The 24,424-nt window shown below is 70.7% G+C and carries 15 protein-coding genes and 3 pseudogenes; 12 read left to right on the top strand and 6 right to left on the bottom strand.

Annotated features, from left to right (window positions below; genetic code table 11):
- Nucleotides 1-48: 48 nt before the first annotated feature.
- Nucleotides 49-708: a DUF4232 domain-containing protein gene (locus ABD385_RS29630; RefSeq protein WP_344581851.1), complete on the bottom strand. Its 660-nt coding sequence runs from the start codon at nucleotides 706-708 to the stop codon at nucleotides 49-51.
- Nucleotides 709-979: 271 nt separating this feature from the next.
- On the opposite strand from ABD385_RS29630, the gene ABD385_RS29625 reads away from it, so the two are divergent.
- From ABD385_RS29625 to ABD385_RS29600, 6 genes and pseudogenes are all read left to right on the top strand, one after another.
- Nucleotides 980-1,642, top strand: a complete 663-nt coding sequence (locus ABD385_RS29625; RefSeq protein WP_344581849.1) for a hypothetical protein — start codon at nucleotides 980-982, stop codon at nucleotides 1,640-1,642.
- A 160-nt stretch (nucleotides 1,643-1,802) separates the two neighbouring features.
- Nucleotides 1,803-2,546 (top strand): annotated as a pseudogene (locus tag ABD385_RS29620) (alpha/beta fold hydrolase); the annotation flags it as partial.
- A gap of 250 nt (nucleotides 2,547-2,796) precedes the next feature.
- The gene (locus tag ABD385_RS29615; protein WP_344581847.1) at nucleotides 2,797-4,014 is read left to right on the top strand and encodes a phage tail sheath family protein; all 1,218 of its coding nucleotides are present in this window, start codon (nucleotides 2,797-2,799) and stop codon (nucleotides 4,012-4,014) included.
- A 415-nt stretch (nucleotides 4,015-4,429) separates the two neighbouring features.
- On the top strand, nucleotides 4,430-11,674 hold the full coding sequence (locus ABD385_RS29610) for an amino acid adenylation domain-containing protein (RefSeq protein ID WP_344581845.1): 7,245 nt from the start codon (nucleotides 4,430-4,432) through the stop codon (nucleotides 11,672-11,674).
- Between the two features lie 2 nt (nucleotides 11,675-11,676).
- Nucleotides 11,677-14,250, top strand: a complete 2,574-nt coding sequence (locus ABD385_RS29605) for an FAD-dependent monooxygenase (RefSeq protein WP_344581843.1) — start codon at nucleotides 11,677-11,679, stop codon at nucleotides 14,248-14,250.
- Nucleotides 14,251-14,296: 46 nt separating this feature from the next.
- On the top strand, nucleotides 14,297-15,196 hold the full coding sequence (locus ABD385_RS29600) for an SDR family oxidoreductase (RefSeq protein ID WP_344581841.1): 900 nt from the start codon (nucleotides 14,297-14,299) through the stop codon (nucleotides 15,194-15,196).
- Nucleotides 15,197-15,351: 155 nt separating this feature from the next.
- Here ABD385_RS29600 and ABD385_RS29595 read toward each other — a convergent pair whose 3' ends face one another.
- Complete coding sequence (locus tag ABD385_RS29595; protein WP_425585510.1) at nucleotides 15,352-16,329, bottom strand: helix-turn-helix domain-containing protein; 978 nt, start codon at nucleotides 16,327-16,329, stop codon at nucleotides 15,352-15,354.
- 212 nt (nucleotides 16,330-16,541) lie between these two features.
- Here ABD385_RS29595 and ABD385_RS29590 point away from each other — a divergent pair, with 212 nt between their 5' ends.
- Both ABD385_RS29590 and ABD385_RS29585 read left to right on the top strand, forming a co-directional pair.
- Nucleotides 16,542-17,888, top strand: coding sequence for a phospholipase D-like domain-containing protein (locus tag ABD385_RS29590; RefSeq protein WP_344581838.1), 1,347 nt, complete (start codon nucleotides 16,542-16,544; stop codon nucleotides 17,886-17,888).
- Nucleotides 17,889-17,982: 94 nt separating this feature from the next.
- Nucleotides 17,983-18,465, top strand: coding sequence for a hypothetical protein (locus ABD385_RS29585; protein ID WP_344581837.1), 483 nt, complete (start codon nucleotides 17,983-17,985; stop codon nucleotides 18,463-18,465).
- 108 nt (nucleotides 18,466-18,573) lie between these two features.
- On the opposite strand, the pseudogene ABD385_RS29580 reads toward ABD385_RS29585, so the two are convergent.
- Nucleotides 18,574-18,675 (bottom strand): annotated as a pseudogene (locus tag ABD385_RS29580) (LysR family transcriptional regulator); the annotation flags it as partial.
- Between the two features lie 460 nt (nucleotides 18,676-19,135).
- Between ABD385_RS29580 and ABD385_RS29575 the strand changes: the two are divergent.
- The 3 genes from ABD385_RS29575 to ABD385_RS29565 are packed head-to-tail and all read left to right on the top strand — an operon-like array spanning nucleotide 19,136 to nucleotide 21,524.
- The gene (locus tag ABD385_RS29575) at nucleotides 19,136-19,807 is read left to right on the top strand and encodes a DedA family protein (RefSeq protein ID WP_344581835.1); all 672 of its coding nucleotides are present in this window, start codon (nucleotides 19,136-19,138) and stop codon (nucleotides 19,805-19,807) included.
- Nucleotides 19,804-20,889 (top strand): sensor histidine kinase, encoded by a 1,086-nt coding sequence (locus ABD385_RS29570; RefSeq protein ID WP_425585508.1) that lies wholly within the window; start codon nucleotides 19,804-19,806, stop codon nucleotides 20,887-20,889. Before ABD385_RS29575 ends, ABD385_RS29570 begins: the two co-directional genes overlap by 4 nt.
- Nucleotides 20,889-21,524 carry a response regulator gene (locus tag ABD385_RS29565; protein WP_344581955.1) on the top strand — a complete coding sequence of 212 codons (636 nt, stop codon included), beginning with the start codon at nucleotides 20,889-20,891 and terminating at the stop codon, nucleotides 21,522-21,524. Before ABD385_RS29570 ends, ABD385_RS29565 begins: the two co-directional genes overlap by 1 nt.
- Nucleotides 21,525-21,609: 85 nt before the next feature.
- On the opposite strand, the gene ABD385_RS29560 is transcribed toward ABD385_RS29565, so the two are convergent.
- A complete protein-coding gene (locus tag ABD385_RS29560; RefSeq protein WP_344581833.1) occupies nucleotides 21,610-22,287 on the bottom strand; it encodes a leucine-rich repeat domain-containing protein in 678 nt (225 codons plus the stop codon).
- 259 nt (nucleotides 22,288-22,546) lie between these two features.
- Between ABD385_RS29560 and ABD385_RS29555 the strand changes: the two genes are divergently transcribed.
- Complete coding sequence (locus tag ABD385_RS29555) at nucleotides 22,547-23,029, top strand: hypothetical protein (RefSeq protein ID WP_344581831.1); 483 nt, start codon at nucleotides 22,547-22,549, stop codon at nucleotides 23,027-23,029.
- A 231-nt stretch (nucleotides 23,030-23,260) separates the two neighbouring features.
- Here ABD385_RS29555 and ABD385_RS29550 read toward each other — a convergent pair whose 3' ends face one another.
- Together ABD385_RS29550 and ABD385_RS29545 are read right to left on the bottom strand one after the other, a co-directional pair.
- Entirely contained in the window at nucleotides 23,261-23,920 is a 660-nt protein-coding gene (locus ABD385_RS29550; RefSeq protein ID WP_344581829.1) for an MSMEG_1061 family FMN-dependent PPOX-type flavoprotein, read from the bottom strand.
- 277 nt (nucleotides 23,921-24,197) lie between these two features.
- Nucleotides 24,198-24,424: pseudogene (locus ABD385_RS29545) on the bottom strand (MarR family transcriptional regulator); the annotation flags it as partial.

Raw genomic sequence — 24,424 nt, 5'->3', positions numbered from 1 at the left:
GTCCGCGACTATCGGAGCGGAAGCAGATCAAAGTGGCGTCATACCGGGTCAGAACAGCGGCGAGAACGTGCCGCTGAACGTCCCCGGGTAGGTCGCCGCGTCCTGGCGCTGGACGGCCCCCGCTGTGATGCCGGAATCAGCCGACGGCCAGGCCGCCTTCAGCGGTTCGTTCTTCGCCCCGGGCAGCGCGAGGCTGATCTCGGTGGGCATCCAGGCGCCCGCGTTCTCGTCCTTGAGGTAGGTCAGTTCGACGCCCGCCGACTGCCCCGCCGGTATCCGTACGACCTTGCCCGTAGCGGAGGTTTTCGGCCCGCTCGGAACCTCGTACACCGGCCCGTACTTCGCGTCGTCGGGCCCATGGAGCTCCACGGTGGGAACACCGCTGACCGCGCACGTGTGGTCGGTGGTGTTCTTCACGGCGAGCACAAGACGGCTCTGGCCGCCGTCGTCTGCCTTCGGGGAGGCGGTGATCTCCAGCGAGAAGTCAGAGGGATTGCAGGTGTCCCCCTTGGCGACGGGCGTCTGCCCGGCGCCGCGGTCGTCGTTCACGGGCACGCCCGCCTTGGTGGGCGCGGCCTGCGTTGCGCGTCCTGGCGGCTTTTCCTGGGTGCTGCCGCTGCTGCCCTCGCCGCCACCGCATGCGGAGAGCGCGAGCATGGCGACGGGGACAGAGAGGGCGGCAGCGATCAGGCGGGTGCGCATGGTCATGGCATGAGTCATCGCGAATCTTTCCTGGTGGACGGAGAGCCGGCGGCTCAGTCGCCTGGTACACGGACGCAGCTTGGCGACGGGTTCAGCGGGCTGCCGTCATCCCCAAGGGCCGGTCCGGGCCGCTCACTCCCGGCTTACGGGTGCCCGTCTCCGAAACACACGCGTGGTGTCTGAACCTCGCGTCCGGGCCCTCGCGTGTCCATGGGAAAGGGCCGGTCGACCAGCCTTTCAGGCACCGGTACGTCAGCACTGTCAGGAGGGTGGCGCTGTGATCGAAGAGGGCTCGGTTCACATACCGATCAGATGGTTCCAGGCCAAGCGGGCCGCCGATGCGTACCTCAAGGACGTCGCCGCAACCGAGCACCACTCTGCCCGCCGAGCCGCCCGTGATGTCATCGCGCTGACGCTTCTCCTGACGCATCTGGAGGGCTACGACACCGACGCCGTCCGTGGACGGCCGGGCCGACTGCGGCATCGGGTTGCCACCGGCTGCCTTTGGTACGCCTGGTGCGACACGCGTCTCGCGACGGTGCCGCTCGCCGAGGCTTCTGGTCCCGATGGGGCGGACTTGGTCCACGCGGCACGCGCCTGGGAGTACGTGACCTCCGCCTCGGCGGTCCTCACGAGCCGCTTCCCGGGGCACCCGGACTGCACCTTGCTTGCCGCATGGGAGGCGGGGCTGCGGGTTGCCCGCGGGGCGCTCGACACTCTGCTTCTGGCAGAACCGGACTGCGCCGCCCTGATCGGCAGGGCGATCCGCCTCGGTGACGAATACCTCGTTGACGGCGGGACCGGTCGGCTGATCGAGGTCATCTGGCACCCCGAACACCTTCTGGGCCATGCCCCGTCCGCTCCGTTGGCGTACCGCATCGCCACTGCCGACGGGAAGTCCAGGATCCTGCCGGACGACTCGCTCCGCGAGCTGAGCTGAGCTCGGCAGGGAAGGGACGGAATCGCCGGGGCTTCGGGCTGCTCCGAATGCGTCCAGCCCCGCCGGCGGCAGCCGGGACGTATTCCTCACTTGCTCTGTCGGGGATCTTGGTTGCACCTCACGGCGCAACCAAGATCCCCGACAGAGGGTCGACCCGAGGGGCGTCGGGCACAGCTCTCCCGTCAGCTGCGGTCTGACCGACGACGACCGGGACACCGAGCGCCCGTACCAGGCCGGGACCTTCGCGAGGGACGTGGGGCGGGCCCGTACCGTGGCCGCCAAGTGCCGAGCCGCGGCGGGCGACGCACTGCGCCACCTCACCAACCGCAACACCGCACGCGACATGGACGCCATCCGCGCCGCGCTGGGCGAGGAGAAGATCTCGTACCTGGGGATGTCCCACGGCACCTGTCTCGGCGCCGTCTACACGCAGTTGTTCCCCCGGCGGACCGACCGGTTCGTACTGGACAGCGCGGCCGACCCCGCGGGCTACGGGCGCGGCATGTTCCTCGCCAAGGCCGAACGGGCCGAGACCGCCTTCACACGGTGGACCCGGTGGCCGGCCCGGCGGCACACGACGTTCGGACTGGGCCGCACCCCAGCCGAGGTCCGCAACACCTTCTGGAACCCCGTGGCCAGGGCTGACGCCACCCCCGTCGAGGACGGCGGGGCGCTCCTGACCGGTGACGGCATCCGCACTCGGCGCGCCGTGTTCGCCCGCGTCCAGAAGGCCGCCGTCCCGGTCGCCGGGCTGAAGGAGACGGCCGACGGCAAGAAGCCCACAGCGTCCGGACAGGCACGAGGTCCCCTCCCGCCGACCTCCGCCGGCGACGTTCCCCCGGACAACGAGGATGCGAGTGCCATGGCGTACTGGCCACGGGCAGACTCCCCGCCAAGGACCTGACCTGCCGGACCGGCTGAACCCCGTTCGGGAGCAACAAGCCGAGCAGCGAGGAGCTGCCGGTGCCGCTGCCCGGCCGCGTCGTGCCTGCGATCGAAGTCGAGCACACCAGTGCCCGCGCCCGCGCCCGGGTCGCCCATGCATCTGGCCCACACCGTTCGGTCAGGCGTCACGGTTTCCGGCTCCTGCGGGGGACATTTCCCGCAAGTGGGACTCGTGCGGTATCGGAGTCGCCTACGCTGCCCGACCGTCGATGATCTTCAATCGGAAGAGGGCGAGCATGAGCAACGTGGTGGAGGTCGGAGGGCAGGGAACGCCGGGGCGACCGCCTGGCGTGAGGGTGCGGGAGGAGTCTGCGGGGGTCCGGTTCGTCGGCGGCGTGAAGACGTCCGTCGCGGCGTTCCTCGCCCGGTCCACGGTGGGCGAGGTACATCCCGCACGGTTCGCCTCGTGGAGCGAGTTCACGCACAAGGTGAGGCTGGAGGATGCCTCGGGTGCGGGTGGTGCGACACGGTCGATCCCGGTGTCCCAGGAACTCTGGGCGGCGGTCTACGGCTGGTTCGGCAACGGGGGCGGCGAGTGCTATCTGGCGCCCGCCGGTGGCAGGGGCGGTCTCGCCGGAGCGCTCGCATCGCTGGAGTCCTACGACGAGATCACCATCGTCGTCGCCCCGGACCTGTGGAGCGAGCCGACGAAGGAGGAGGCCCGCACGGCCGCCGGGCTGATCGCGGACCACTGCCGGCGGATGGCCGACCGGGTCGCGGTCCTGCATCTTCCCAACGGGGCCGCGCCGGCGAACGCCGCGGAAGCCTTGGGCATCGAAACCGCCGAGGCGCGTCGGTACACGGCCGTCTACCACCCGTGGATCAACGTCCGCGCCCACGACCCGCAGGTTGACTCGTGGGTGGTTCCGCCGACCGGACACGTAGCGGGTGTGTGGGCGCGGGTCGACGAGGATCGAGGTGTGCACAAGGCCCCGGCGAACGAGAACCTCCGCGACGCGCTCGGCCTCACCCATGACCTCGACGACGTCGAGCAGATCGAGTTGAACGACCAGGGTGTGAACGCGATCCGGAAGTTCCCCGGCGCGGGCCTGCTGGTCTGGGGAGCCCGTACGCTCGCCGCCTCCGACGAGACCGAGATCGAGCACAGCTACCTCAATGTGCGGCGCTCGGTGAACTTCATCAGGCAGTCCATCCGCCAGAGCACTGACTGGGGGGTCTTCGAGGCCAACGACGATCGCCTCCGGACGTCTGTGAAGGCCATGGTCACCAGCTTCCTGACGGGTTTGTGGCGGCGGGGGATGTTGGTGGGGGCATCGCCTGAGCAGGCGTTCTACGTGATCTGCGACGAGTCCGACAACCCGCCCGAGGGGGTCGCCGGGCTGCGGGTCGAGGTCGGCGTCGCGCTCGTCCGGCCGGCGGAGTTCATCGCCTTCGAGGTCGCTCAGCTGATGGAGGAGGGCTCCTGAGTCGACAGGGGTGTGGGCGATGCCGGCGCGGGGCGGTGCCTGTGCCCGAGGGCTTGTCGGCCGGTCGAGGCGGTGGTGGGGTCGCGCGCGGAACACTTCTCAACGTCTCGGGAGGGGGAGGGGAGGCCCGCCAGTAGGAGCGAAGCAAGCCCTGCCTGGGGAGCCCGGGCACGTCGGATGAGGGGAGTCACCTGCCTGTGTTGCGGATTCGGACAACTTTTGGTGGGGCGGTGGGTGGGGGAAGGGTCTCCGATCCGGGCCGACGGGAGTGATCATTTTGCTGATCCCGGAGGGGCCGGGGTCGGTATGCGGGCGTAGGGGGCGCTCGTGACGATTGGCGTGAACTCGTCCGTCTTTGCGGGGCGGCGTCGGGGCCTGTCATGGTTTCCGTCGTGCAGTAGGCATGATGTTGATCATGAACAGGACAGCCGCTGCCGGCGCAGCCCCCCGTGACCCGCAGGCGCAGGCACAGCAACATCCGCAGAGCCCGCTGACCGCCTATCAACGGGACATCTGGGCCGCCGGTTCGCAGGCTCCGCAGTCGCCGCAGTTCAACTGCGTCCTCCACGAACGCTTACGCGGCACGATCGACCGCGACGTCCTCGCCGCCTGCGTCGAGAGCGCACTGCACCGCCACGCGACGTTCCGACTGCGGTTCGCGGAGCACACGGGCCGGCCCGTGCAGTGGGTGGCGGACGAGGGCATCCGGGTCGGCCGGGTCGACCTGTCGCGCGAGCCCGAACCAGCAGCGGCCAGTGCCGCGTGGATGCGGCGCTCGATGGCGACGGCACTGCCGCTCACCGAGGGCGGCGCGCTGGTCGAGGCCACGCTGCTGCTGGAGGGCCCGGACGTCACGCATCTGCACGTCAAGGCGCACCACATCGTCGCCGACGGCTGGACCGTCAACCGGCTGAGCCACGAGATCACCGAGGACTACGCGCGGGCCACGGGCGCCGGCGGACAGGGCGCCGCCGCCCCTGGCACGTCGTCCTCCTACCTGGCATTCATCGAGGAGGAGGCGGCCTACCGTGCCGGCGCGGCGGGCGACCGCGACCGCGCCTTCCATCGGGACGCCCTCGCCGGTGTGGAGCCCGCACTGTTCACCCGCACCCCCGGCGGGGACGGCCGCGGCCGCCACTCGTTCGTCGTCGACGGCCGCGTCGTCGAGCAGGTCCGGGCCGCCGGACTCGCGCCGTTCGCCTACCTCGCCGCCATGTTCGGCACCTGGCTGACGCGGCTGCACCGCAGCCCGGAGGCGATCCTCGGCGTGCCCTTCCTCAACCGGCCGGAGAGCCACCACAAGGCCACCCTGGGCCAGTTCGCCAACACGCTGCCGCTGCGGCTGCCGGCGCACGGAGGGCGGACCGTGCGGGAACTGGTCGCCGACACCCAGCAGGCGATCGTCGAGCTCCGGCACCACGAACGGCTCTCACTCGGTGATGTCCTGCGCGAACTTCCCACCACCGCCGGCGGCCCCCGCCAGCTCTTCGACGTCACGCTCTCCTACCTGCACTGGTCGCGGCCGGCACCCCTGCCCGGAGTGGCGCGGCAGACGGCCATGATGGCCCCCTCGCACGAACAGGACGCCCTGGGCGTCACGGTGTCCGCCTTCGAGGACACCGCCGACCTCCGCATCGATCTGGACTACGCCCACGACGTCTTCGACCAGGACCTGCCCATCGCCTCGGTCGCCGGCCACCTCGGCACACTGCTCACGCACGGCGTGGACACGCTGGACCGGCCCGTGACGGCCCTGCCGATGCTGACCGCCGTCGAACACGCGGACCTCACCTCGGGGCGCAGTCACGGGCCGACCGTGCCCTATGCGGAAGAGGCCACGCTCCAGGGCCTGTTCGAGGAGCAGGCCAGGCGCCGCCCGGGCCAGGCGGCCGTCATCGACGCCGCGGGCGAGCGCCTGACCTACGCCGAACTGGACGAACGGGCCAACCGCGTCGCCCGGTCCCTGCGCGAGGCGGGCGTCGGCCCGGGCGACCGGGTCGCGGTGATGATGCAGCGGGGACCCCGCCTGCTGGTGGCGCTCCTCGGCGCGTTGAAGTCCGGGGGCGCCTACGTCCCGGTGGACCCCGGCTATCCGTCGGACCGGGTGCGGTTCCTGCTCCAGGACAGTCGCGCCAAGGTGGTGATCACCGACGGCGAACGGCCGGCCACCGAGGTGCCCGCGGGGACGACGGTGCGGCACGTCGAGGAACTGCTGCGTGCCAGCGGCGCGCCGCTCCCGCCGCTCGGCAACTCCCGTGACCTGGCCTACGTCATCTACACCTCCGGATCGACCGGCCGCCCCAAGGGCGTGATGGTGGAGCACCACAGCGTCGTCAACCGCCTGGCCTGGATGCAGCGACGCCATCCGCTCGGCGACGGCGACGTCCTGGTGCAGAAGACGCCGGTCTCGTTCGACGTCTCGGTGTGGGAACTGTTCTGGTGGGCCGTCGAGGGCGCCGCGGTGGCCCTGTTGCCGCCCGGCGACCAGCAGGATCCGGCACAGATCCTGCGCACCCTCCGCGAACAGCGTGTCACCGTCGTCCACTTCGTGCCCTCGATGCTCGGTCCGTTCCTCGACCTGCTCCAGGCGTTACCGCAGGCACACGAGGACTTGCGCTCGCTGCGGTATGTCTTCTGCAGCGGCGAGGCCCTGCCACCCGAGCGCGTCGAGCAGTTCAACGACGTCTTCGGCACATCCGGTGCGGGGTGCCGGCCGCGCCTGGTGAACCTGTACGGACCGACCGAGGCCACCGTCGACGTGTCGTACCACGACTGCCCCGACGACCCCGCCCGCGGCATCGAGCGGATCCCGATCGGCCGGCCGATCGACAACACCCAGCTGTACGTACTGGGCCCCGACGACCTGCCCCAACCCAGCGGCGTCGCCGGCGAGTTGTGCATAGGCGGGGTCGGCGTCGCCCGCGGGTATCTGGACCGCCCGGAACTGACCGCCGAGAAGTTCACCCCCGACCCGTTCGCCGCCGGTGGTCGCCTCTACCGCACCGGTGACCTCGCGCGATGGCTGGCGGACGGCACCCTGGAATACCTCGGCCGGATCGACGGCCAGGTGAAGATCCGGGGCAACCGCGTGGAGCTGGGCGAGGTCGCCAGCGCCCTGCGCACGGCCCCCGGCGTACGCGACGCCCTCGTCACCGACCACACCACCCCCACTCGCGGCACCCGACTCATCGGCTACTACGTCGCCGATGCCACCATCGACCCGGCACACCTGCGCGAGCTGCTCGCACGGACGCTGCCGGCGTTCATGGTCCCCGCCGCCTTCGTACGGATCGACGCCGTGCCCCTGACCCCCAACGGCAAGGCCGATCGCCGCGCGCTGCCCCTGCCCGAGGACCCGTCGACCAGCGGTCAGCGGCCGCGCAACCGCACCGAGGCCGTGCTGGCCGATGTCTGGGCCAGGGTGCTGGACCGGGAGACCGTCGGCGTCCACGACGACTACTTCACCCTCGGCGGGGACTCGATCCTCATGCTCAAGGTGCGTGCCCAGGCCGAGGCGCAGGGACTGCGGTTCTCCCTGACCGACCTCCTCCGCAACCCCACGGTCGCCGGACTGGCCACCCGCGTCGACGACCGGACGGAGACCACCGCCGACCAGGCCCTCGCCCCGTTCGCCCTCATATCCGGCGTGGACCGAGCCCGCCTGGAAGACGCCCAGGACGCCTGGCCACTCACCCGCCTCCAACTCGGACTGATCTACCACAGCCGCCAGCACGCCACCTCCGCCACCTACAAGGACGTCTTTCAGTACACCCTCGAACTCCCTTGGGACGAGGACGTCTTGCGGCGGTCCTTCGACGGACTGGTGGCCCGCCATCCGGCCCTGCGCTCGACCTTCGCCCTGGCCGGCTTCGCCGAACCGTTGCAGATCGTGCACCCTCAGACGGCCGGCGGCCTGGACGTCGTCGACCTGCGCCCGCTCGACGGCACCGCCGCCGACGCCGAGGTCCGCGCGCACGTCGACGCCCGCCGCCGCCACGCCTACGCCTTCGACCAGGCACCGCCCTACCTCTTCCGGGCGCACGTCCGGCCCGACGGCGTCGATCTGGTGCTCAGCTTCCACCACGCGCTCCTCGACGGCGGAAGCGTGGCCACCCTCCTACAGGAACTCCTCCAGGACTACGCGCACGGGCTGGGAATGGGCATCGACCCCGTCGACGACCCGCAACCACCCACCGCGGCCGCCTTCGTGCAGCGCGAGCGCGAGGCACTGGCCTCCCCGCAGGCACAGCGGTACTGGAGGGAGAAGCTGGCCGACTGTGCACCCCTGCAGATCGAGGCGTTGACCGCGCACCTGCCCACCGCCGACCGCGCACCGGTCACGCACCGTGCCGACCTCCCCGGCGAACTCGTAGCAGAATTACGGGAGTTCGCCGCCGAACAGCACCTGCCGGTCAAGTCCGTGCTGTTCGCTGCGCACTGCCTGACCCTCGCCGTGTTCGCCGGCACCCACGACCTGACCACCGGACTGCTCACCCACGGACGACCCGAACTCGCCCACGCCGAACGCACCGCGGGACTCTTCCTCAACACCCTGCCCCTGCGCCTCGACGTCGCACAGGCCACCTGGCTGGACGTAGCACGCGAAGCCTTCCACCAGGAACGGGACGGGCACCCCCACCGCCGCTACCCGCTCAGCGCCATCCAGGAGGACCACGGCGGCCCCGTCCTGGACACCGCCTTCAACTACGTGCACTTCCACCAACTGACCGAAGTCCTCGACCTGCCGGGCGTCCACCTGCGGTCCTTCCGCACCTGGGAGGAGACCAACTTCCGGCTGCTGGTCAACGCGGTCACCGAACCCGACGGCGGGCGCGTATGGCTGCGGATCGACGCCGACGGCGACACGCTCTGCGCCGACCAGGTCCGCCTGTACGCCCACGCCTACGCACGGATCCTGGCCACGATGGTGCGGGACCCGCACGCCGAGCCCGACTCCGCCTTCCTCGCCGACCGGCCGGCCCTCGCCCCGGCCACGCCCCACCCCACCGTCGTCGACCGCTTCACCCGACAGGCCACCCGCACCCCGCACGCCACGGCCCTGGTGATGGGGGAGGAGCGGTGGAGCTACGCCCAACTGGCCCGGGAGGCCGACACGGTGGCCCGCCACCTGCGCGCACTCGGAGCCCCGCCCCAGGCCCGCATCGGCATCGCCATGGACCGCTCCCCCCGGACGATCGCCGTCATCCTGGGCGTGCTGCGAGCCGGCGCGGCCGTGGTGCCGCTCGACGTCGGCTACCCCGCCCGGCGACTGGCCCACATGCTCGAACAGGCCCGGCCCTTCCGCGTCATCGCCCACGCCGCCCACGCCCACCTCCTCCCCGACCCCGCGCTGCTGCTGCCCGCCGAGTCGACGGCCGAACCGGCCCCCGACCCACTCGTGGACCTGCCGTCCCACGTCCCCGCCGACAGCACCGCGTACGTACTGTTCACCTCCGGCTCCACCGGCCGGCCCAAGGGCGTGACCATGCCGCACCGCGCCCTGGCCAACCTGGTCGCCTGGCAGATCCGGGCCGTCACCGGTGCCCCGGGCGGCGCCACCCTGCAGTACGCGCCGCTCAGCTTCGACGTCTCCTTCCAGGAGATCTTCTCCACCCTGTGCTCCGGCGGCACCCTGCACCTGATGGGCGACGCCGAACGACGCGACATGCCCAGTCTGCTGCGGCGCATCGACCGCGACGGAATCGAACGGGTCTTCCTGCCCTACGTGGCCCTCCAACAACTGGCCGAGACCGCACAGGCACTGGACATCACCCCCCGGGCGCTGAAGGTGCTGATCTCCTCCGGCGAACAACTCCGCATCACCCAGGAGATCCGCGCACTGTGCGCGGCACTGCCCGGCGCCGTCCTGGAAAACCAATACGGACCGACCGAAACCCACGTCGCCACCGCCTTCACCCTCAGCGGCGACCCGGCCGGCTTCCCCACCCTGCCCCCGATCGGCAGCCCCATCGACGGCGCCGAGGCCCATGTCCTGGACGACCGGCTGCGCCCGGTGCCCGCCGGAGCGCGCGGCACCCTCTACCTCGGCGGCGCCTGCCTGTCCGACGGCTACGAGGGCCGCCGCGACCTCACCAAGGAACGCTTCGTCCCGCACCCCTTCGCCGACGGCGACCAGCTGCTCTACGACACCGGCGACCTCGCCCTGGTGCTGGCGGACGGGACGATCGCCTACGCCGGCCGGGCCGACAACCAGGTCAAGGTGCGCGGCCACCGCGTCGAACCCGCCGAGGTCGAACTGGCCCTCAACGCCCTCGCCGGCCAGTACCCGGGCCTGCGCGACGCCGCGGTGGTGGCCAGGCACCACGACAACGGCGACTGCTTCCTCGTCGCCTTCCTCGTCGGCGACGACGACACCGGCGCGGACCTCACCGACATCCGCCGGCACCTGCGCGCCACCCTGCCGGACCACATGGTCCCCTCCCACCTGCAATGGACGCCGCGCCTCCCACTGACCCCCAGCGGGAAACGGGACGACGCCGCCCTGCGCCGCCGCCCGCTGGCCCCCACCACCGACACCACCACGGACGAACCGCGCGACGCCTACGAAAGCACCTTGGCGCAGATGCTCGCGGACCTGCTGCACCGGCCCGCCCTCGGCGTCCACGACAGCCTCTTCGACCTGGGCGGCACCTCGCTCACCGCGATGCGCCTGGTGGTCCAGATCGAGCAGCGCTACGGGGTGAACATCCCGCTGGCCGAGTTCATCGCGACCCCGACCGTGGCCGGACTCGCGGCGCGACTGCGCGCGGGCAGCGCGATCGCCACCTACGACCCCCTGGTGCCCATCCGCCCGCACGGCACCCGCCCGCCACTGTTCATGGTCCACCCCATGGGCGGCAACGTCCTGTGCTATCTGCGCTTCGCCCGGCACCTCCCGGACGACCAACCGCTCCACGCCCTCCAAGCGGCCGGAGCGGACCCCGGCACCACGCCGCTGCACACGGTCGAGGAAATCGCGCACAACTACCTCACCGCGCTGCGCCGGATACAGCCGCACGGCCCCTACACCCTCGGCGGATGGTCCTTCGGCGGCTTCGTCGCGTTCGAGATGGCCCGCCAACTGCGGGCTGCGGGCGAGGAGGTGAACCACCTGGTACTCCTGGACACCACGGCCCTCAGCCAGGGCGAACGCCACCGCCACGACGACGACGCGCTGCTGGGCTGGTTCTTCTGGGAGCTGCTCTGGCTGGAACGCGGCGGCGACTCCCCCCTCCAGGCCATTCCGCGCCAACTGGCCTCGCTGGAGCAGAAGTTCGACTTCATCGCCCGCCTGGCCACGGAGGCCGGGGTACTACCGGTCGGCAGCTCCGGGGCCGTCATCCGCCGGCTCTTCCGCGTCTACCAGGCGAACTGGCAGGCGGCGCTCGACTACCGGCCCCGGGCAACGGACCAGGAACTCACCCTGATCCGCGCCCTGGAACCGTTGCCCGACGTCCTCACCGCGATGCACGGCGCGGCCGGCAGCCGCCACACCGACCCCACCAACGGCTGGCGCGACATGACCGACGGCCCGCTCCACGTCGTCGACGTACCCGGCGACCACCTCACGATCATGGAAGAACCGCACGTCCAGCACGTGGCGAAGACCGTCGCGGACCTGATCCGCACCGCCCCCGACCGGCCCCACCAGGAGAACTGACCATGCCCGACCAACACCCCCTCAAGGCCCTCGTCATCGGGGCCGGCATCGGCGGCCTGACCTGCGCCACCGCCCTCCGCAAGGTCGGCATCGACGTGGCGGTCTACGAGCGCGCCACCGAGCTGCGGGCCGCCGGCTCCGGCCTGTCGGTCATGAGCAACGCCCTCACCGCACTCGGCACCCTGGGCATCGACCTCGGCCTGGACAAGCGCGGCCGGGTCGCGGGGTCCTTCCTGGTCCTGGACGAGCACGGCCGGACCATCAGGGACCTGCCCTTCAAGGAAGTCTGCGACCAGGTCGGCGCACCCAGCGTCTGCCTGAGCCGCTCGGACCTCCAAGAAGCCCTGCTCGACGCGACCGCGGACTGCCCTCTCCACCTCGGCGCCATCGCCACCGGCTTCCACACCGACGACACCGGGGTCACCGTCCGATTCGCCGACGGGCGCGTCGCACACGGCGACCTGCTCATCGGCGCCGACGGATTCCACTCGGCCATCCGCGCCCAACTCGTCGGACCCGAAACCTCCCAGGACAGCGGCTACGTCTGCTGGCTCGGCGTCGTACCCTTCGAGCACCCCCGGCTCACCCCGGGCTGCGTACGCCACTACTGGGGCAGCGGCCAGCGCTTCGGCCTCATCGACATCGGCCACGGCCGCGTCTACTGGTGGGGCACCAAGAACATGCCCGCCGAGCGCTCCCACGCCTGGGACGGCACCAAGGACGACATCACCCAGGCATACGCCGGCTGGGCCGACGAAGTGCGGGCCGTCATCGAAGCGACCCCCGCCGCCGACATCCTCGCCGTGCCCTCCCGCGACCGCGCCTTCCTGGCACGCTGGGGAACGGGCCCCGTCACCCTGCTCGGCGACGCCGCACACCCCATGCTGACCACCCTCGGCCAGGGCTCGGGCATGGCCATCGAAGACGCCGTGGTCCTCGCACACACCCTGGCCGAGCCGGGAACCCGCGACGACCTGCCGCTCGCCCTGCGCACGTACGAAGAACGCCGCCGCGACCGCACCCGCACCATGGTCGAAGCCTCCCGGTCGATGAGCGACCTCGAACAGGCCGACACCCCCGCAACCCGGCAGGCCAGGGACGACTACTTCCGCCTGACGCCACGTCAAGACCTGGCCCGGCAGAACGCCCAGGCCCTCACCTTCCCCGGCATTCCCTCCCCGCAACCCCGCGTCCGACGCACCCTCAGCCCGCTGGAACGCTGGTACTGGATCGCCGACCGGACCGCACCGCTCAACGCCGTCATCCGAACCCGGCTCCACGGCCACCTGCAACTGCCGCTCCTGCGGCGCGCGTTGGACGTCCTCCAGGCCCGACACCCGCTGCTGCGCGTCGCGATCAGCGGTGACGACGGGGGAGCGGCCGCCGCGTTCCGGCCACTGGCCGGGCAGCCCGTTCCGCTGCGGTACGTCCAGGTGCCGGCCGACGCCCCCGACGCCGACACGCGATGGGAACACGAGGTCAACGAGCGCGAACTCGCCGAAGGCGTCGACTGGCGCACCGGTCCGCTGCTGCGCGCCGTCGTGCTCACGCGGGAGGGCGCCGAGCGCGCCGAGGACGTCCACGACCTGATCATGACGTCGTCGCACTGCATAGCCGACGGCATGACGGGACTGTCCCTGCTCAGGGAGTGGATCGACATCGCCGCGCAGCTCACCGACGGACACGAACCGGCGACCACGTCGCGCCGGCCCCTGCCCGCCGCCGAGGACCTGCTGCCGCGCCACCTCCGGGGCCAGGCAGGGGACGGCCCCCTCACCGCCCTCCTGCAACGGGACGAAGAGCAGCGCCGCCGACTCCGGCCACGACGCATCGCCCCCAGCCACCCCGTCCCCTTCCACCTGCGGCGCACCCTCATGGTGCACAGGTCCCTCACCACCGACGAACTGCGGCTCCTGGCGAGCGCCTGCCAACGGCACGATGCCACCGTGCACGGAGCCCTGGCCGCCGCCATGGTCACCGCCGTCGCCCAGGAGGCGGGTACCCAACAGCCCACCCACTTCTCCATCGGCTCCCCGCTCGACTTCCGCTCCGACCTGGACCCGGCCGTCCCCTACGACGAGGCCGGCACCTACGCCGCCACCCTGCCCACCCACGTCCGGTACCAGCCCGGCGCACCCCTGTGGGACATGGCCCGCGCCATCAGCCAGGACCTGGTGGACCGCCGGCAGCGCGAGGAACACCTGGCCCTGGTCAACCTCCTGGACCAGGCAGGGCCCAAGACCTCGGCCGACGGCGAGGCGTTCATGCGCTACATGGACGAACAGGGCCCGCTCAACCTCACCCTCTCCAACCTCGGTCGCCACGACTTCCCCGACCGCATGGGCCCCTGGCGCGTGTCCCACACCCAACTCGTCGCCGGCATCTCCGTCACCGGCGCCCTCGTGGCAACCGCCATCACCACCCACGGCCAACTCGCCTGGAACTTCAGCTACGTCGACGACATCGTTCCCACCCCCCGCGCCCACCACCTCGCCGACGCGTCCCTCCGGGCCCTGCGCTCCGCCATCACGTCCGACACCCCGGACACCCCCGACACCCCCAACACCGGCCACTGACCGGCAGATCCGCGACCGCATCCCCCCACCACGGAAGGAAAGCCACGTGTTCCACCAGAAGGCCAAGCCACTGAGCCCCGCCGGACGCACCATCGTCATCACCGGAGCCTCCACCGGACTCGGCAAGCACTGCGCGTTCCAACTCGAACGGCGCGGCTTCCACGTCTTCGCCGGCGTCCGCAGGGCCGAAGACGCTGCGAAGCTGCGCGCCGAGGCGTCCTCGGCGCGACTGCGGCCCCTCCTCCTCGACGTGACCGACGAGGAGAGCATCCGCACCGCTGCCGCCGAAGTCGCCGAGTCCGTGGCCGAACACGGCGTGTGGGGCCTGGTCAACAACGCCGGCACCTGCGTCTCCGCCCCGCTGGAGTGCGTGCGGCCCGCGTCGCTGCGGCAACAGCTGGACACCAACGTCGTCGGCGCCGTCGCCGTCACCCAGGCATTCCTCCCGCAACTGCGCCGCAGCCGCGGTCGCATCGTCAACGTCTCCTCGGGGCTGGGCAGCGTGGCGATTCCCTACCTCGGCGCGTACGCGACCGGGCAGTTCGCCAAGGAGGGAATGAGCGACGCGCTCCGGCGCGAACTGCGGCCCTTCGGGATCTCGGTCTCCGTCGTGAAGCCAGGCGCGATCGCGACCCCGATATGGCACAAGGTGCGGGAGACCGGCGAGAAGATCCTGGACGAGACTCCCCACGACATCGCCGACCTGTACCGACTGCCTTTCGAGGAGTTCCTGCGGATGAACGGAGAACGCGCGCAATCCAGCAGCACCCAGCCGGAGGACTTCGCGCGCACCGTCTTCCGTGCACTGACCTCCGCCCGGCCCCGGACCCGCTACTGCGTCGGCAAGGACGCCCGGACCGCCGCCCTGCTCGCACGGTTGCTGCCCGACGCCGCCCTGGACCGCGGATTCCACCAGCTCACCAAGGAAACCGGCGGGAATCCGTGACGCGCAGAAGTCCCGCGTAGCCCGCCCGCCCGGCCACCGGGGCCGCACGTAACACGCGCTCCCGGTGGCCACGCGGACACGAGAACGGCCCTCGCACGACGGAATCCCCGTCCGCCCCAGCAGCGGCGGGAGTGCGAGGGCCGCTCCCTGCCCGGCTACTCACGCCGAAGCGTGGACCGGTAGTCGCTGGGTGGCACGCCGTACGCGGTGCGGAAGGACCGGGTGAAGTCGGCAGCGCGGGGGAAGCCCCAACGGGCGGCGATGGCGTGGATGGGGGTGGTGCGCAGAGCCGGGTCGGCGAGGTCGCGGCGGGCGCGGTCCAGGCGCTGGCGGCGGATCCACGCCGCGACCGTCTCGTCCTCGTGCCGGAAGAGGCGGTGCAGGTAGCTGGTGGAGATGTGGTGTGCGGCGGCGATGCCGGCCGGCGTCAGGTGCGGATCGTGCAGGTGCGCCCGGACATATGCACGGATGCGTAGGACGAGGGTCTGCCGGTGGGTTTCCGGGGGGAGCAGGGCGTCGGCCTCGAGGGCGTGTGCGAACAGTGCGGACAGGAGGTCCACCACGACCTGCCCCAAGCGGGGTCCGTCGGTGGGCTGGTACGCATGCGTACCGTTCGCCAGCTGAGTGAGCAACTGCGCCAGCAGAGCGCCGATTCCCTCCTTCGCCGACAGCCGCAGCCCGGTCAACCGGTCGAGTTGACGGCCAGGAACGGGGAGCAGCGCTGCAGGTACTTCCAGCCCAACTCCCGTGTGGAGGCCATCGGAACCCTCGATGGAACGGATCTCGAAGGGATGCGACGTTCTGACGACGTTCAGGCCGTACGGGCCATATGACGTGTCGTCTCGCTCCCTGCTGACGTGCAGCGTCCCCTTGAGCGGGAGCGTGAGGTGCAGCCGTTCGGGGTCCGACTCCCGGATCAGCTGAGGGGTGCGCCGAAAGAGCACCGGTTGGAACGACGCCGGCCACACCGATACGGCACCGAGGCTCAACGTGCGTTGGAAGACACGGAAGTCCTCCCGGTGGTCGCTGACCACTTCCACCGGCGCGTGCGTTTGGCCAACGAGCGCGCTCCAGCCGTCGAACCTGTCCGCAATCGGTACATCCTCACTCCGGTACACCGACTCGACCACCACCGGCATCCCCTCCCCTGATGAGTACGGGCAGCCAATCTGGCAGGAAACAACGAGCGTGCACAACGCATCGGTCCCCAGCCCGACCCCCTCCGCTCGACCGCGGCCATGGCCATGGCCGAGCCGGGCAACGACATCGCGGCACCTCGGTCAAGTCCGCTGTTCCACCGGGCAGTTGCCGATATCGTCTCGACTTTGCCATCAGGGAGGGACCCATGTCACTACCCACATCCCCGGCCCCGGGTCTGCGCCGTACGCCGGTCCGCGCGGCCTGCGCGCTCGCGTTGTGCGTCGCGGCCGCGCTCCTGCCACAGGCATCCGGGGCGCGGGCCGCCGCGGCCCCGGCTTCCGCACAGGCCGCCGAGACCGGTGCGTCGGCCGTGTTCAGCAGCCCGGCCGCGCCGGCCGGGATCAAGAACCGCCTGCTCGACCTCATCGGCCGCACCGCGCCCGGCGCCGACATCCGGGTGGCGATGTACATCTTCAACGACACCGACGTCTCCACCGCCCTGAACGCCGCCGCCGACCGCGGGGTGCACGTCAAGGTGGTCGTCGACTCGATCTCGGGGCAGAGTTCCACGCACTACGCGGCCTTCGCCGCCCTGAAGTCCCGTCTGGGAAGCGCGACTTCGGCCCCTTCCTATGCCGTCTCCTGCCCCGCCCACCGTGGCTGCATCGGGAACGACACGAACGGCGCCTCGATCAACCACAACAAGTTCTTCCTCTTCTCCAAGCTCACCGACGGCACCACCGACGTCGTCCTCCAGTCCTCGGAGAACCTCGACGCCCGGCCGTCCGTCGGCGGTTACGGCGCGTGGAACAGCGCGGCCCAGATCAACGCGAACTCGGCCCTGTACGACGGCTACGCGTCGTACCACTCGGACCTCGCCGCGATGAAGGCCAACAACAACTACTACCGCACGGTCCAGTCGGGGAACGCCAAGGCGTACTTCTTCCCCGAGGCATCGCAGAATCCCGACTGGCCGTCCGAGCCGGCCACCGACGCCGTGATCAGCCGCCTCGACGGCGTGGTCTGCAAGGGCAACACGCCCGGCTGGGGCACGGAGGACGGCCGGACCGTCGTGCGTGTCGGCATGAACCTCTTCAGCCGGTACGAGATCGCCAAGAAGCTCCAGTCCCTCGACCAAGAGGGCTGCTGGGTCGAGGTGCTCCACCAACTCCCCAAGGGATACGCCTCCGAGGGCCCCGACGGCTCGACCCGCAAGACCCAGGCGGCCCTCACCGCCCCGTTCAACGCGTACAACGGCCCGGTCGTGCACACCTTCCCCGAGTCAGCAAACGGTGCCACGCCCTTCCACTCCAAGTTCCTCCTGGTAAAGGGCGGTTACGACGACGGCTCGGCGAAGGTGAAGGACCGTAAGATCCTCTGGACCGGCAGTCACAACTACACCTTCAACTCCCTGCGCTACAGCGACGAGGCCTTCGTGAAGCTGGAGGACAGCTCGGTGTACGACGCGTACGAGGCGTTCTTCAAGTCGGCGCTCCCGAAGGCCACCTGCACCTGGGTCCAGGGCACCTGGACCCCGAGCGACTGCTCCTGAGGAAAACCCTCGGGGCGCCCGCCCGTCCGACCATCAGCCAGGAACAACGCGACGCCAGGGGTACCTTTTCCAAGCTGCCAAGGGGGGACCGACCATGACGCGCATGACGCGCATGACGCGCATGACGCGCATGACGCGCATGACGCGCATGACGCGCATGACGCGCAAGACGCGCACGGCACTGATCTGCACGGCCGCGGCGATCCTCGCCGCGGCACTGACCGCAACGATCGTGGAAGGCGGGGTCTTCAACACCGGCGTCTCCGGGGCCGCGGAGTACCGGCAGGGATACCAGTGGCTCACCACCAAGCTGCGAGAACGCACAGCCGAGGAGCGCACCAAGCGCGATTTCCCCACCACGCCCACCACGCCCACCACACCCACGGACGGTACCCGTAACGGACGGACGCCACCCGCCTCCGCCTTCACCCGTTCTGGCTTGACAGTCAGCATCGACTGCCGTCTCGCCTCCGGCCAGGAGACGGTCACCCAGGGCGTCGCGCGGGAGCACCTTGACGACTGGGTCCGCGGCTGCGAGGACGCCTTGGGGGATCTCCCGCGTCACGAAGGTCCATAGGTTCAAGTGTCAGACGGGGCAGTTCAGTTCGCGGGCCCGGCGGACGAAGACCTCGTGCAGGTCCTGTGCGGCCTGTGGCACGGAGTCCGCTCTGCGACGTTGGAGCATACGCACCACCGACACGAGCAGCGGCACCGTCGCGGCGTTCACCGTGCCGACCCGCACCATGCGGCTGACTCGGTGCTGCTCCCCGGCCGCCGCGCGCAGCCTGGGGGCGTCGCGGACCGCGTCCGCTTGCTCAGCCGATGCCGCGCCATCTGATTCGAATCCCGCGGGTTGGGTCGGCAGGCCGGGTAAGGACCGCGACTGCCGGCGCCTTCTGTGAGTGCCTGCGGCGCCGGGACATCCGGCGAACCCTCCCAGAGAAACCGGAAGTCAAGCCGCCCGCCTACGCAAAGGTCACGTGCCGGACGGCCGCCCGGCGCCGAGGACGAGCGGTACAAGACACGCAGCCCAGTCGAACGGGCACCAGCGGAATGCAGTCACCCCGGCCGTGGCCACTCACTGCGACCGGCACGGCTCCGTCTTCCTCGGCGCCACCACCGCAGCAGTCCTGGTCAGCTGGCTCCGTACGTGATCGCCGGGACAAGTCCTCATTGCGGAAAACCGCAGTGCGGTCGGGCGGTCAACCGCATGGTGTGGTGCTGACCTGCTGCCTAGCGTGAGCGGCATGATCGCAACGCCGGCCTCCGCGCCGCTTCTCGCATCCTCTGCCGAACCCGCCAGCGGCATCGCCGGCTGGGCGGTCGACGTCATGGGCGCCCTCGGCGCCCCGGGCGCGGGGGTGACCAACCTCGTTGACACCGTGCTGCCGTTCGTTCCCAGTGAGATCGTCCTGCCCGTCGCCGGTTTCGCGGCCGGGCAGGGCCGGCTGAGCCTGTGGGCCGTCATCGCCTGGACCACCGTTGGCTCCGTCGTCGGCTCATGGATCGTGTACGGGGCCGGCGCCCTCCTGGGGCGCGACCGCACCCGTGCGCTCGCCGCCCGCGTCCCCCTCGTCCGCCCGCACGAGATCGACCGCGCCGAGGCGTGGTTCGAACGGCGCGGCCGCATTGCGGTGTTGCTCGCGCGCATGGTGCCGGTGGTACGCAGCCTGATCTCCGTTCCGGCCGGGATCCAGCGCATGCCGCTGCCGGCCTTCACCGCCCTGACCGCCGGCGGCAGCCTGGTGTGGAACACCGCGTTCGTGCTGTTGGGATACTGGCTGGGCGACAACTGGCGGCTGGTGGAGGAGTACGGGGGAATGGTGTCCAAAGCGGTGGCAGCGCTGGCGGTGCTGGCCGTTGCCCGTTGGTTCCTGGTGCGGTTGCGCCGCCGCCCGAGCGCCCGGCACCGCGCATGAGGCCCGTGCGCACGGTCGCCGGTCTCACGCTCGGTGCCTTCTCGGTGTGCGCCGCGCTCGCCGTCCTGGCGGCCTGGGGCGTGGCGCGATGCAGCGGTCCGCTGATCGGCATGGCCGCATGGGAACAGCGGCGAGTCGCCACCCTGCTCGGCGGCGAACCCGTCCCCCTGGAGGGCATCGTGCCGCGGCGGGCCGCCGCGTACCTGTGGTGCCGCATCCCCGTCGGCATACTCGGCGGTGGGACACTGCTGCTGTTGACCGCGGGTGGCTGGACGGTCGCCGCCGGACTCTTCCGCTGGCTGACCGGCCAGGACGTCGACGGCATGAGCCCCACCTGGCCGATCGTCGGATACCTCCTCGCCGCCGGCCTGCTCCTGCTCTTCCTCGACCTGGCCGGACTGGCCGCGGTCGTGGAGTGGGAGCGGCGCCTGGTGCGGCGCTTCCTCGGTCCCGACGAACTGGCTCGGATGCGTCGGAGGATCGACGAACTGGCCGCGACGCGTTCGGGGATCGTGGCAGCCGTCGATGCCGAACGGCGCCGCATCGAGCGGGACTTGCACGACGGCCTGCAACAGCGACTGGTCGTCGTGGCGATGCTGTTGGGACGAGCGCGCCGCAAGGGCAGCGCGAAACTCTACTTGCAGGCACAGGCCGAAGCCGAGCAGGCGGTGGAGGAACTGCGTCAGGTGGCCTGGCGGGTGTATCCAGCCACGCTGGACGAGTTGGGACTGCGTGAGGCCCTCACGCACGACGCGGAGCGTTCACCGGTCCCGGTCCACATCAGCGGCGACCTGTCCTGGCGCCCGGCCCCGGCCGTGGAGACGGCCGCCTATTTCGCCGTGCGCGAGGCGCTCACCAACGCAGCCAAGCACGCCGGTGCCCACCGAATCGACGTGGAGATCGGCCAGGAGGCCCGGCTGGTACGCGTAACGGTGCAGGACGACGGATGCGGCGGCGCCGACCCTCATGGTCCGGGGCTGGCTGGATTGGCACGCCGGATCCGTGCCTTGGACGGACACCTGCACGTGGACAGCCCGCCGGGGGGACCCACACGAGTGGTTGCGGAGCTGCCGTGCGACTGATGATTGCCGAGGACTCGGCGCTGCTGCGCCAGGGCCTGACCCATCTGTTGGCCGATGAGGGACACGAGGTGTCCGCCGCGGTCGGCGACGCGGAGGCGTTGCTGGCCGCGGTCGCCGCCGGGCCACCGGACGTCGTCGTCCTGGACGTGCGCATGCCGCCCAGTCACACCGACGAGGGCCTGCGAGCCGCCATGCGGCTACGGGACGAACACCCCGGGGTGGGCGTCCTGGTGCTGTCGCAGTACGTCGAGCACAGATACGCCGCGGAGTTGCTGACCGCAGACACTCGCGGCATGGGATATCTGCTGAAGGACAGAGTCGCGAGGGTGGAGGAGTTCCTGTCCGCACTGGAGCGGGTGAACGCGGGGGAGACGGTTTTCGACCCGGAGGTCGTGCGCCGCCTGCTGACCCGCTCACGCCGAGCCGACGACCTCAGCCTGCTGACCGCCCGTGAACGGGACGTCCTGGCCCTCATGGCCCAAGGGCACACGAACACGGCCATCGCACAGCAACTGTTCGTGTCCAAGAGCGCCGTGGAGAAGTACGCCAACGCGGTTTTCGACAAGCTGCGGCTGCCACGGGACAGCGGCACGAACCGGCGGGTCCTGGCGGTGCTCCGCTTCCTCGGAAGCTAGGGCCGCCGTGCGCCGCGGGCAGCGGCGGCTGCCCGCAGCGCCGACCCGGCAGCACCGCTTCGTGCGAGATCGCGTGTCGTCCCGCTCACACCAAGACGACGCAGCCCTGTCGTTCGAGTTCTCCCAGTAGCGGTAGGGAGGGATCGATCTCGTTCCATCGCAGATCCAGCTTCTCCAGCGAGGGAAGCAGGGTGAGCCAGTCCGGCAGTTGACTGAGACGGTTGCTCCGCAGGTCGATCTGACGGAGCCGCGGGAGGCGGGCCAGTGACGGCGGCAGCTCGGCCACGGAGTTCTCGCGGAGGTCCAGGTGACGAAGTTCGTGCAGTTCAGCGGTCGACGGCGGCAAGTGCTCGATCGTGTTTCCTCGAAGCCAGAGTTCACGCAGGTTACGGAGTCGGCCAACGGAGTAGGGCAGCGTGGTGAGCCGGTTGTGCTGTGCCCTGAACTCGATGAGGCCGGTCATCCGCCCGATGGCCTCGGGGAGGGTGGCGAGGGAGTTCTCACCGATGTTGAGGTAACGCAGCCGGGACAGGTTGCCCAGACTTTCCGGAATGCCTGACAGCTGGTTGTCGTGCACGTACAGGCAGTCGCTGAGGCCGTTGAGATTACCCAGTTCGTCGGGTAGTGACGTGAGCGCGTTGTGGCCAAGGTCCAGGGTCGTCAGCCGATGCAGTCGCCCGATCCGTGGCGACAGGGCCGTGAGCCCGTTGTTCGCAAGGATCAGCGCGCGGAGTTCGGTCCGTTGCCAGACGGAGTCCGGCACCTCTCCGAGCTCCTGGCGCCATAGGTTCAGTGTGTGCCGCACGGCCTTCTCGCCTTCGTCAGCGGTCCTGGGCCTCGATTCTCATCCCTGTCTTCGGGACAGGCAGCCAGTTCGGAACGCGATCAGCCAGCCGCGGCGTGTTCAGTGCGCGCTGGCGAGGCGAGGGGAATCGGCGCCTGCCCTACCGCCGCCTGGCTCCCGTCTCTCCAAGCGCATGCGCCGCAGCGGCTGAGGGAAGGACTGGGGTAAAAATGGAGGCATGACGGTCTTCTACTGCTCAAAGTGCTCCAAACGACTCACGCCGGACCTCCAACGCCTGCCCGCCGTTCCGGAGGTTTCGGAGCACGACAAGGACCGTGACAAGAAGACGCTCCTCGCCCCCTCGACGGTGCCGCAGGGCTACTACGCGATCGATCCGGAACCCTGGGGCGCCCCCTTCGAGCCGGCCGGGAGCGAGCCCAGGCGCCCCCTGGGCAACCGAGCCCTGTTGATGCGGGCGGACCTGTGTGACCTGGTCTCCGCTGGCCCCAGGGACTCTGCGATCGTCCACCCTGACGACATGTCCGACCTGACCTTGGTCAACACCGACGGCCAGCACTGGGGCTGTTGCGGCCCCCTGGGCACCGGCGGCCGCAACATGGCCTGCACCTGCGGGGCCCTCATCGCGACCCTCGCCGCGGACTGCATGGGGCCGCACGAACTGCACCTCGATCCGATACGCGTGTACGCCTGGGAGGGATGAGGCCCAACGCGGCTCTTCCCCGCCGGTACGCTCCACACCGCTCGCCGTGCCGGGCCGACGCCGTCAGTGAGCCAGGCTTCGGGCAGTTCGTCCTCCCCGCGCCCGTGCTCGGCGACCAACCCACCCGACCTGCCTGCCACCGTGCCCGCAGCAAGCAGCAAGCAGCAAGCAGCAAGCAGCAAGCAGCAAGCAGCACGCGGCGCACGAGCGTCGGCATCGTGCTGCGGCCCGTTACTCGTACCGGTACTTCAGCGAATCCACCTCGGCCTGCTCGACGTCGGCGATCGTCATTCCTGGCATCCGCAGTTGGGCCAGCGTCACCTCGGCCGAGGTCGGCTGGGAGTCCGCCGACAGCCACTGCTCCGGCTTCCAGGCCCCGCTGCGCAGCAGCGACTTGGGGCAGTGCGGGTAGACCTCCTCGATCCCCAACACCAGTGCACTGGCCGGCGGCTTGCCCACGGCGGTCATCTGCGACAGCAGCTCCGGGCGGGTGGAGACGCAGGCCCGGCCGTTCACCCTGAGCGTCGTGGTGCGCCCCGGGATGACGAACAGCAGCCCGGCCCGACCGGTGGCGACGACGTTCTGCAAGGTGTCCAGGCGCTTGTTGCCGGTGGCGTCCGGTATCGCCACCGTCCGTGCGTCCAGTACGGCGACGAACCCTGCGGGGCCGCCGCGCGGGGAAACATCACAATTGCCCTTGGCGTCCGTGCTGGCGACCAGGACCAGCGATGAGCAGCCGATCAACCGCCGGGTCTGTTCGGTGAGTTCCGTCATCTGCTTGCGTACGGCCGCGTCGCTGGGGAGCGCGTAAGCCCGACGCAGCGCCTCCTGGTCGGGCACGGCATCGAGGCGGAGCGAGTCGAAGGCGCTGCTGGCAAGGGGTGGCGTCATGGCCCGAGCCTAGGGGGCCGACCTGCGATCGACCTTGATCGGTGGGTGCGGACACGAGGACACCCTCGTGTGCCGGGTCGGGCGAAGAACGCGACTCCATCTGGTCCGCCGTCACACCTTTGGCCGGCTGTCGTGGTTCTCGCCCCCTGCCTGTGCGGCCGCGGCAGGGTCCGGTGGCGTTCCGTGGTCCGCCGTCGCCGCCGTGCCGGCACCGCCTCGTGGCCTGCTCGGCTTCACCGCAGGACGGTCGAGGCGCGGCCAGGAGCGCTGCCCACTATCAGTGGGTGGTGTCGTCGGTCCAGCCGAGTGGGTAGGCGTCAGGGCCGGTGCTGGGAGCTGCGGGTTCGTCCGCGGCTTGGGCGAAGGCGGTGAGGGCATCGACCAGGGCTTGGCCCTGGGCGGGGGCCATGCGGCTGACGATGGCGGCGATGTCCTCGCGGCGGCGGGCGGTGACCTCGTCGACGATCCGTCGTCCGTCCTCGGTGAGGCGGATCAGGGATTCGC

Source organism: Streptomyces lunalinharesii (assembly GCF_039532155.1).
Lineage (GTDB): Bacteria > Actinomycetota > Actinomycetes > Streptomycetales > Streptomycetaceae > Streptomyces > Streptomyces lunalinharesii.
This window is presented reverse-complemented; position numbering and strand designations above follow the sequence as displayed.

Excerpts from the sequence above, each read along its gene's own strand:
- ABD385_RS29630 (WP_344581851.1), bottom strand. The coding sequence starts at position 708 with ATGACCATGCGCACCCGCCTGATCGCTGCCGCCCTCTCTGTCCCCGTC.
- ABD385_RS29615 (WP_344581847.1), top strand. The coding sequence starts at position 2,797 with ATGATCTTCAATCGGAAGAGGGCGAGCATGAGCAACGTGGTGGAGGTC.
- ABD385_RS29610 (WP_344581845.1), top strand. The coding sequence starts at position 4,430 with ATGAACAGGACAGCCGCTGCCGGCGCAGCCCCCCGTGACCCGCAGGCG.
- ABD385_RS29605 (WP_344581843.1), top strand. The coding sequence starts at position 11,677 with ATGCCCGACCAACACCCCCTCAAGGCCCTCGTCATCGGGGCCGGCATC.
- ABD385_RS29590 (WP_344581838.1), top strand. The coding sequence starts at position 16,542 with ATGTCACTACCCACATCCCCGGCCCCGGGTCTGCGCCGTACGCCGGTC.
- ABD385_RS29585 (WP_344581837.1), top strand. The coding sequence starts at position 17,983 with ATGACGCGCATGACGCGCATGACGCGCATGACGCGCATGACGCGCATG.
- ABD385_RS29575 (WP_344581835.1), top strand. The coding sequence starts at position 19,136 with ATGATCGCAACGCCGGCCTCCGCGCCGCTTCTCGCATCCTCTGCCGAA.
- ABD385_RS29570 (WP_425585508.1), top strand. The coding sequence starts at position 19,804 with ATGAGGCCCGTGCGCACGGTCGCCGGTCTCACGCTCGGTGCCTTCTCG.
- ABD385_RS29565 (WP_344581955.1), top strand. The coding sequence starts at position 20,889 with ATGATTGCCGAGGACTCGGCGCTGCTGCGCCAGGGCCTGACCCATCTG.
- ABD385_RS29555 (WP_344581831.1), top strand. The coding sequence starts at position 22,547 with ATGACGGTCTTCTACTGCTCAAAGTGCTCCAAACGACTCACGCCGGAC.
- ABD385_RS29550 (WP_344581829.1), bottom strand. The coding sequence starts at position 23,920 with ATGACGCCACCCCTTGCCAGCAGCGCCTTCGACTCGCTCCGCCTCGAT.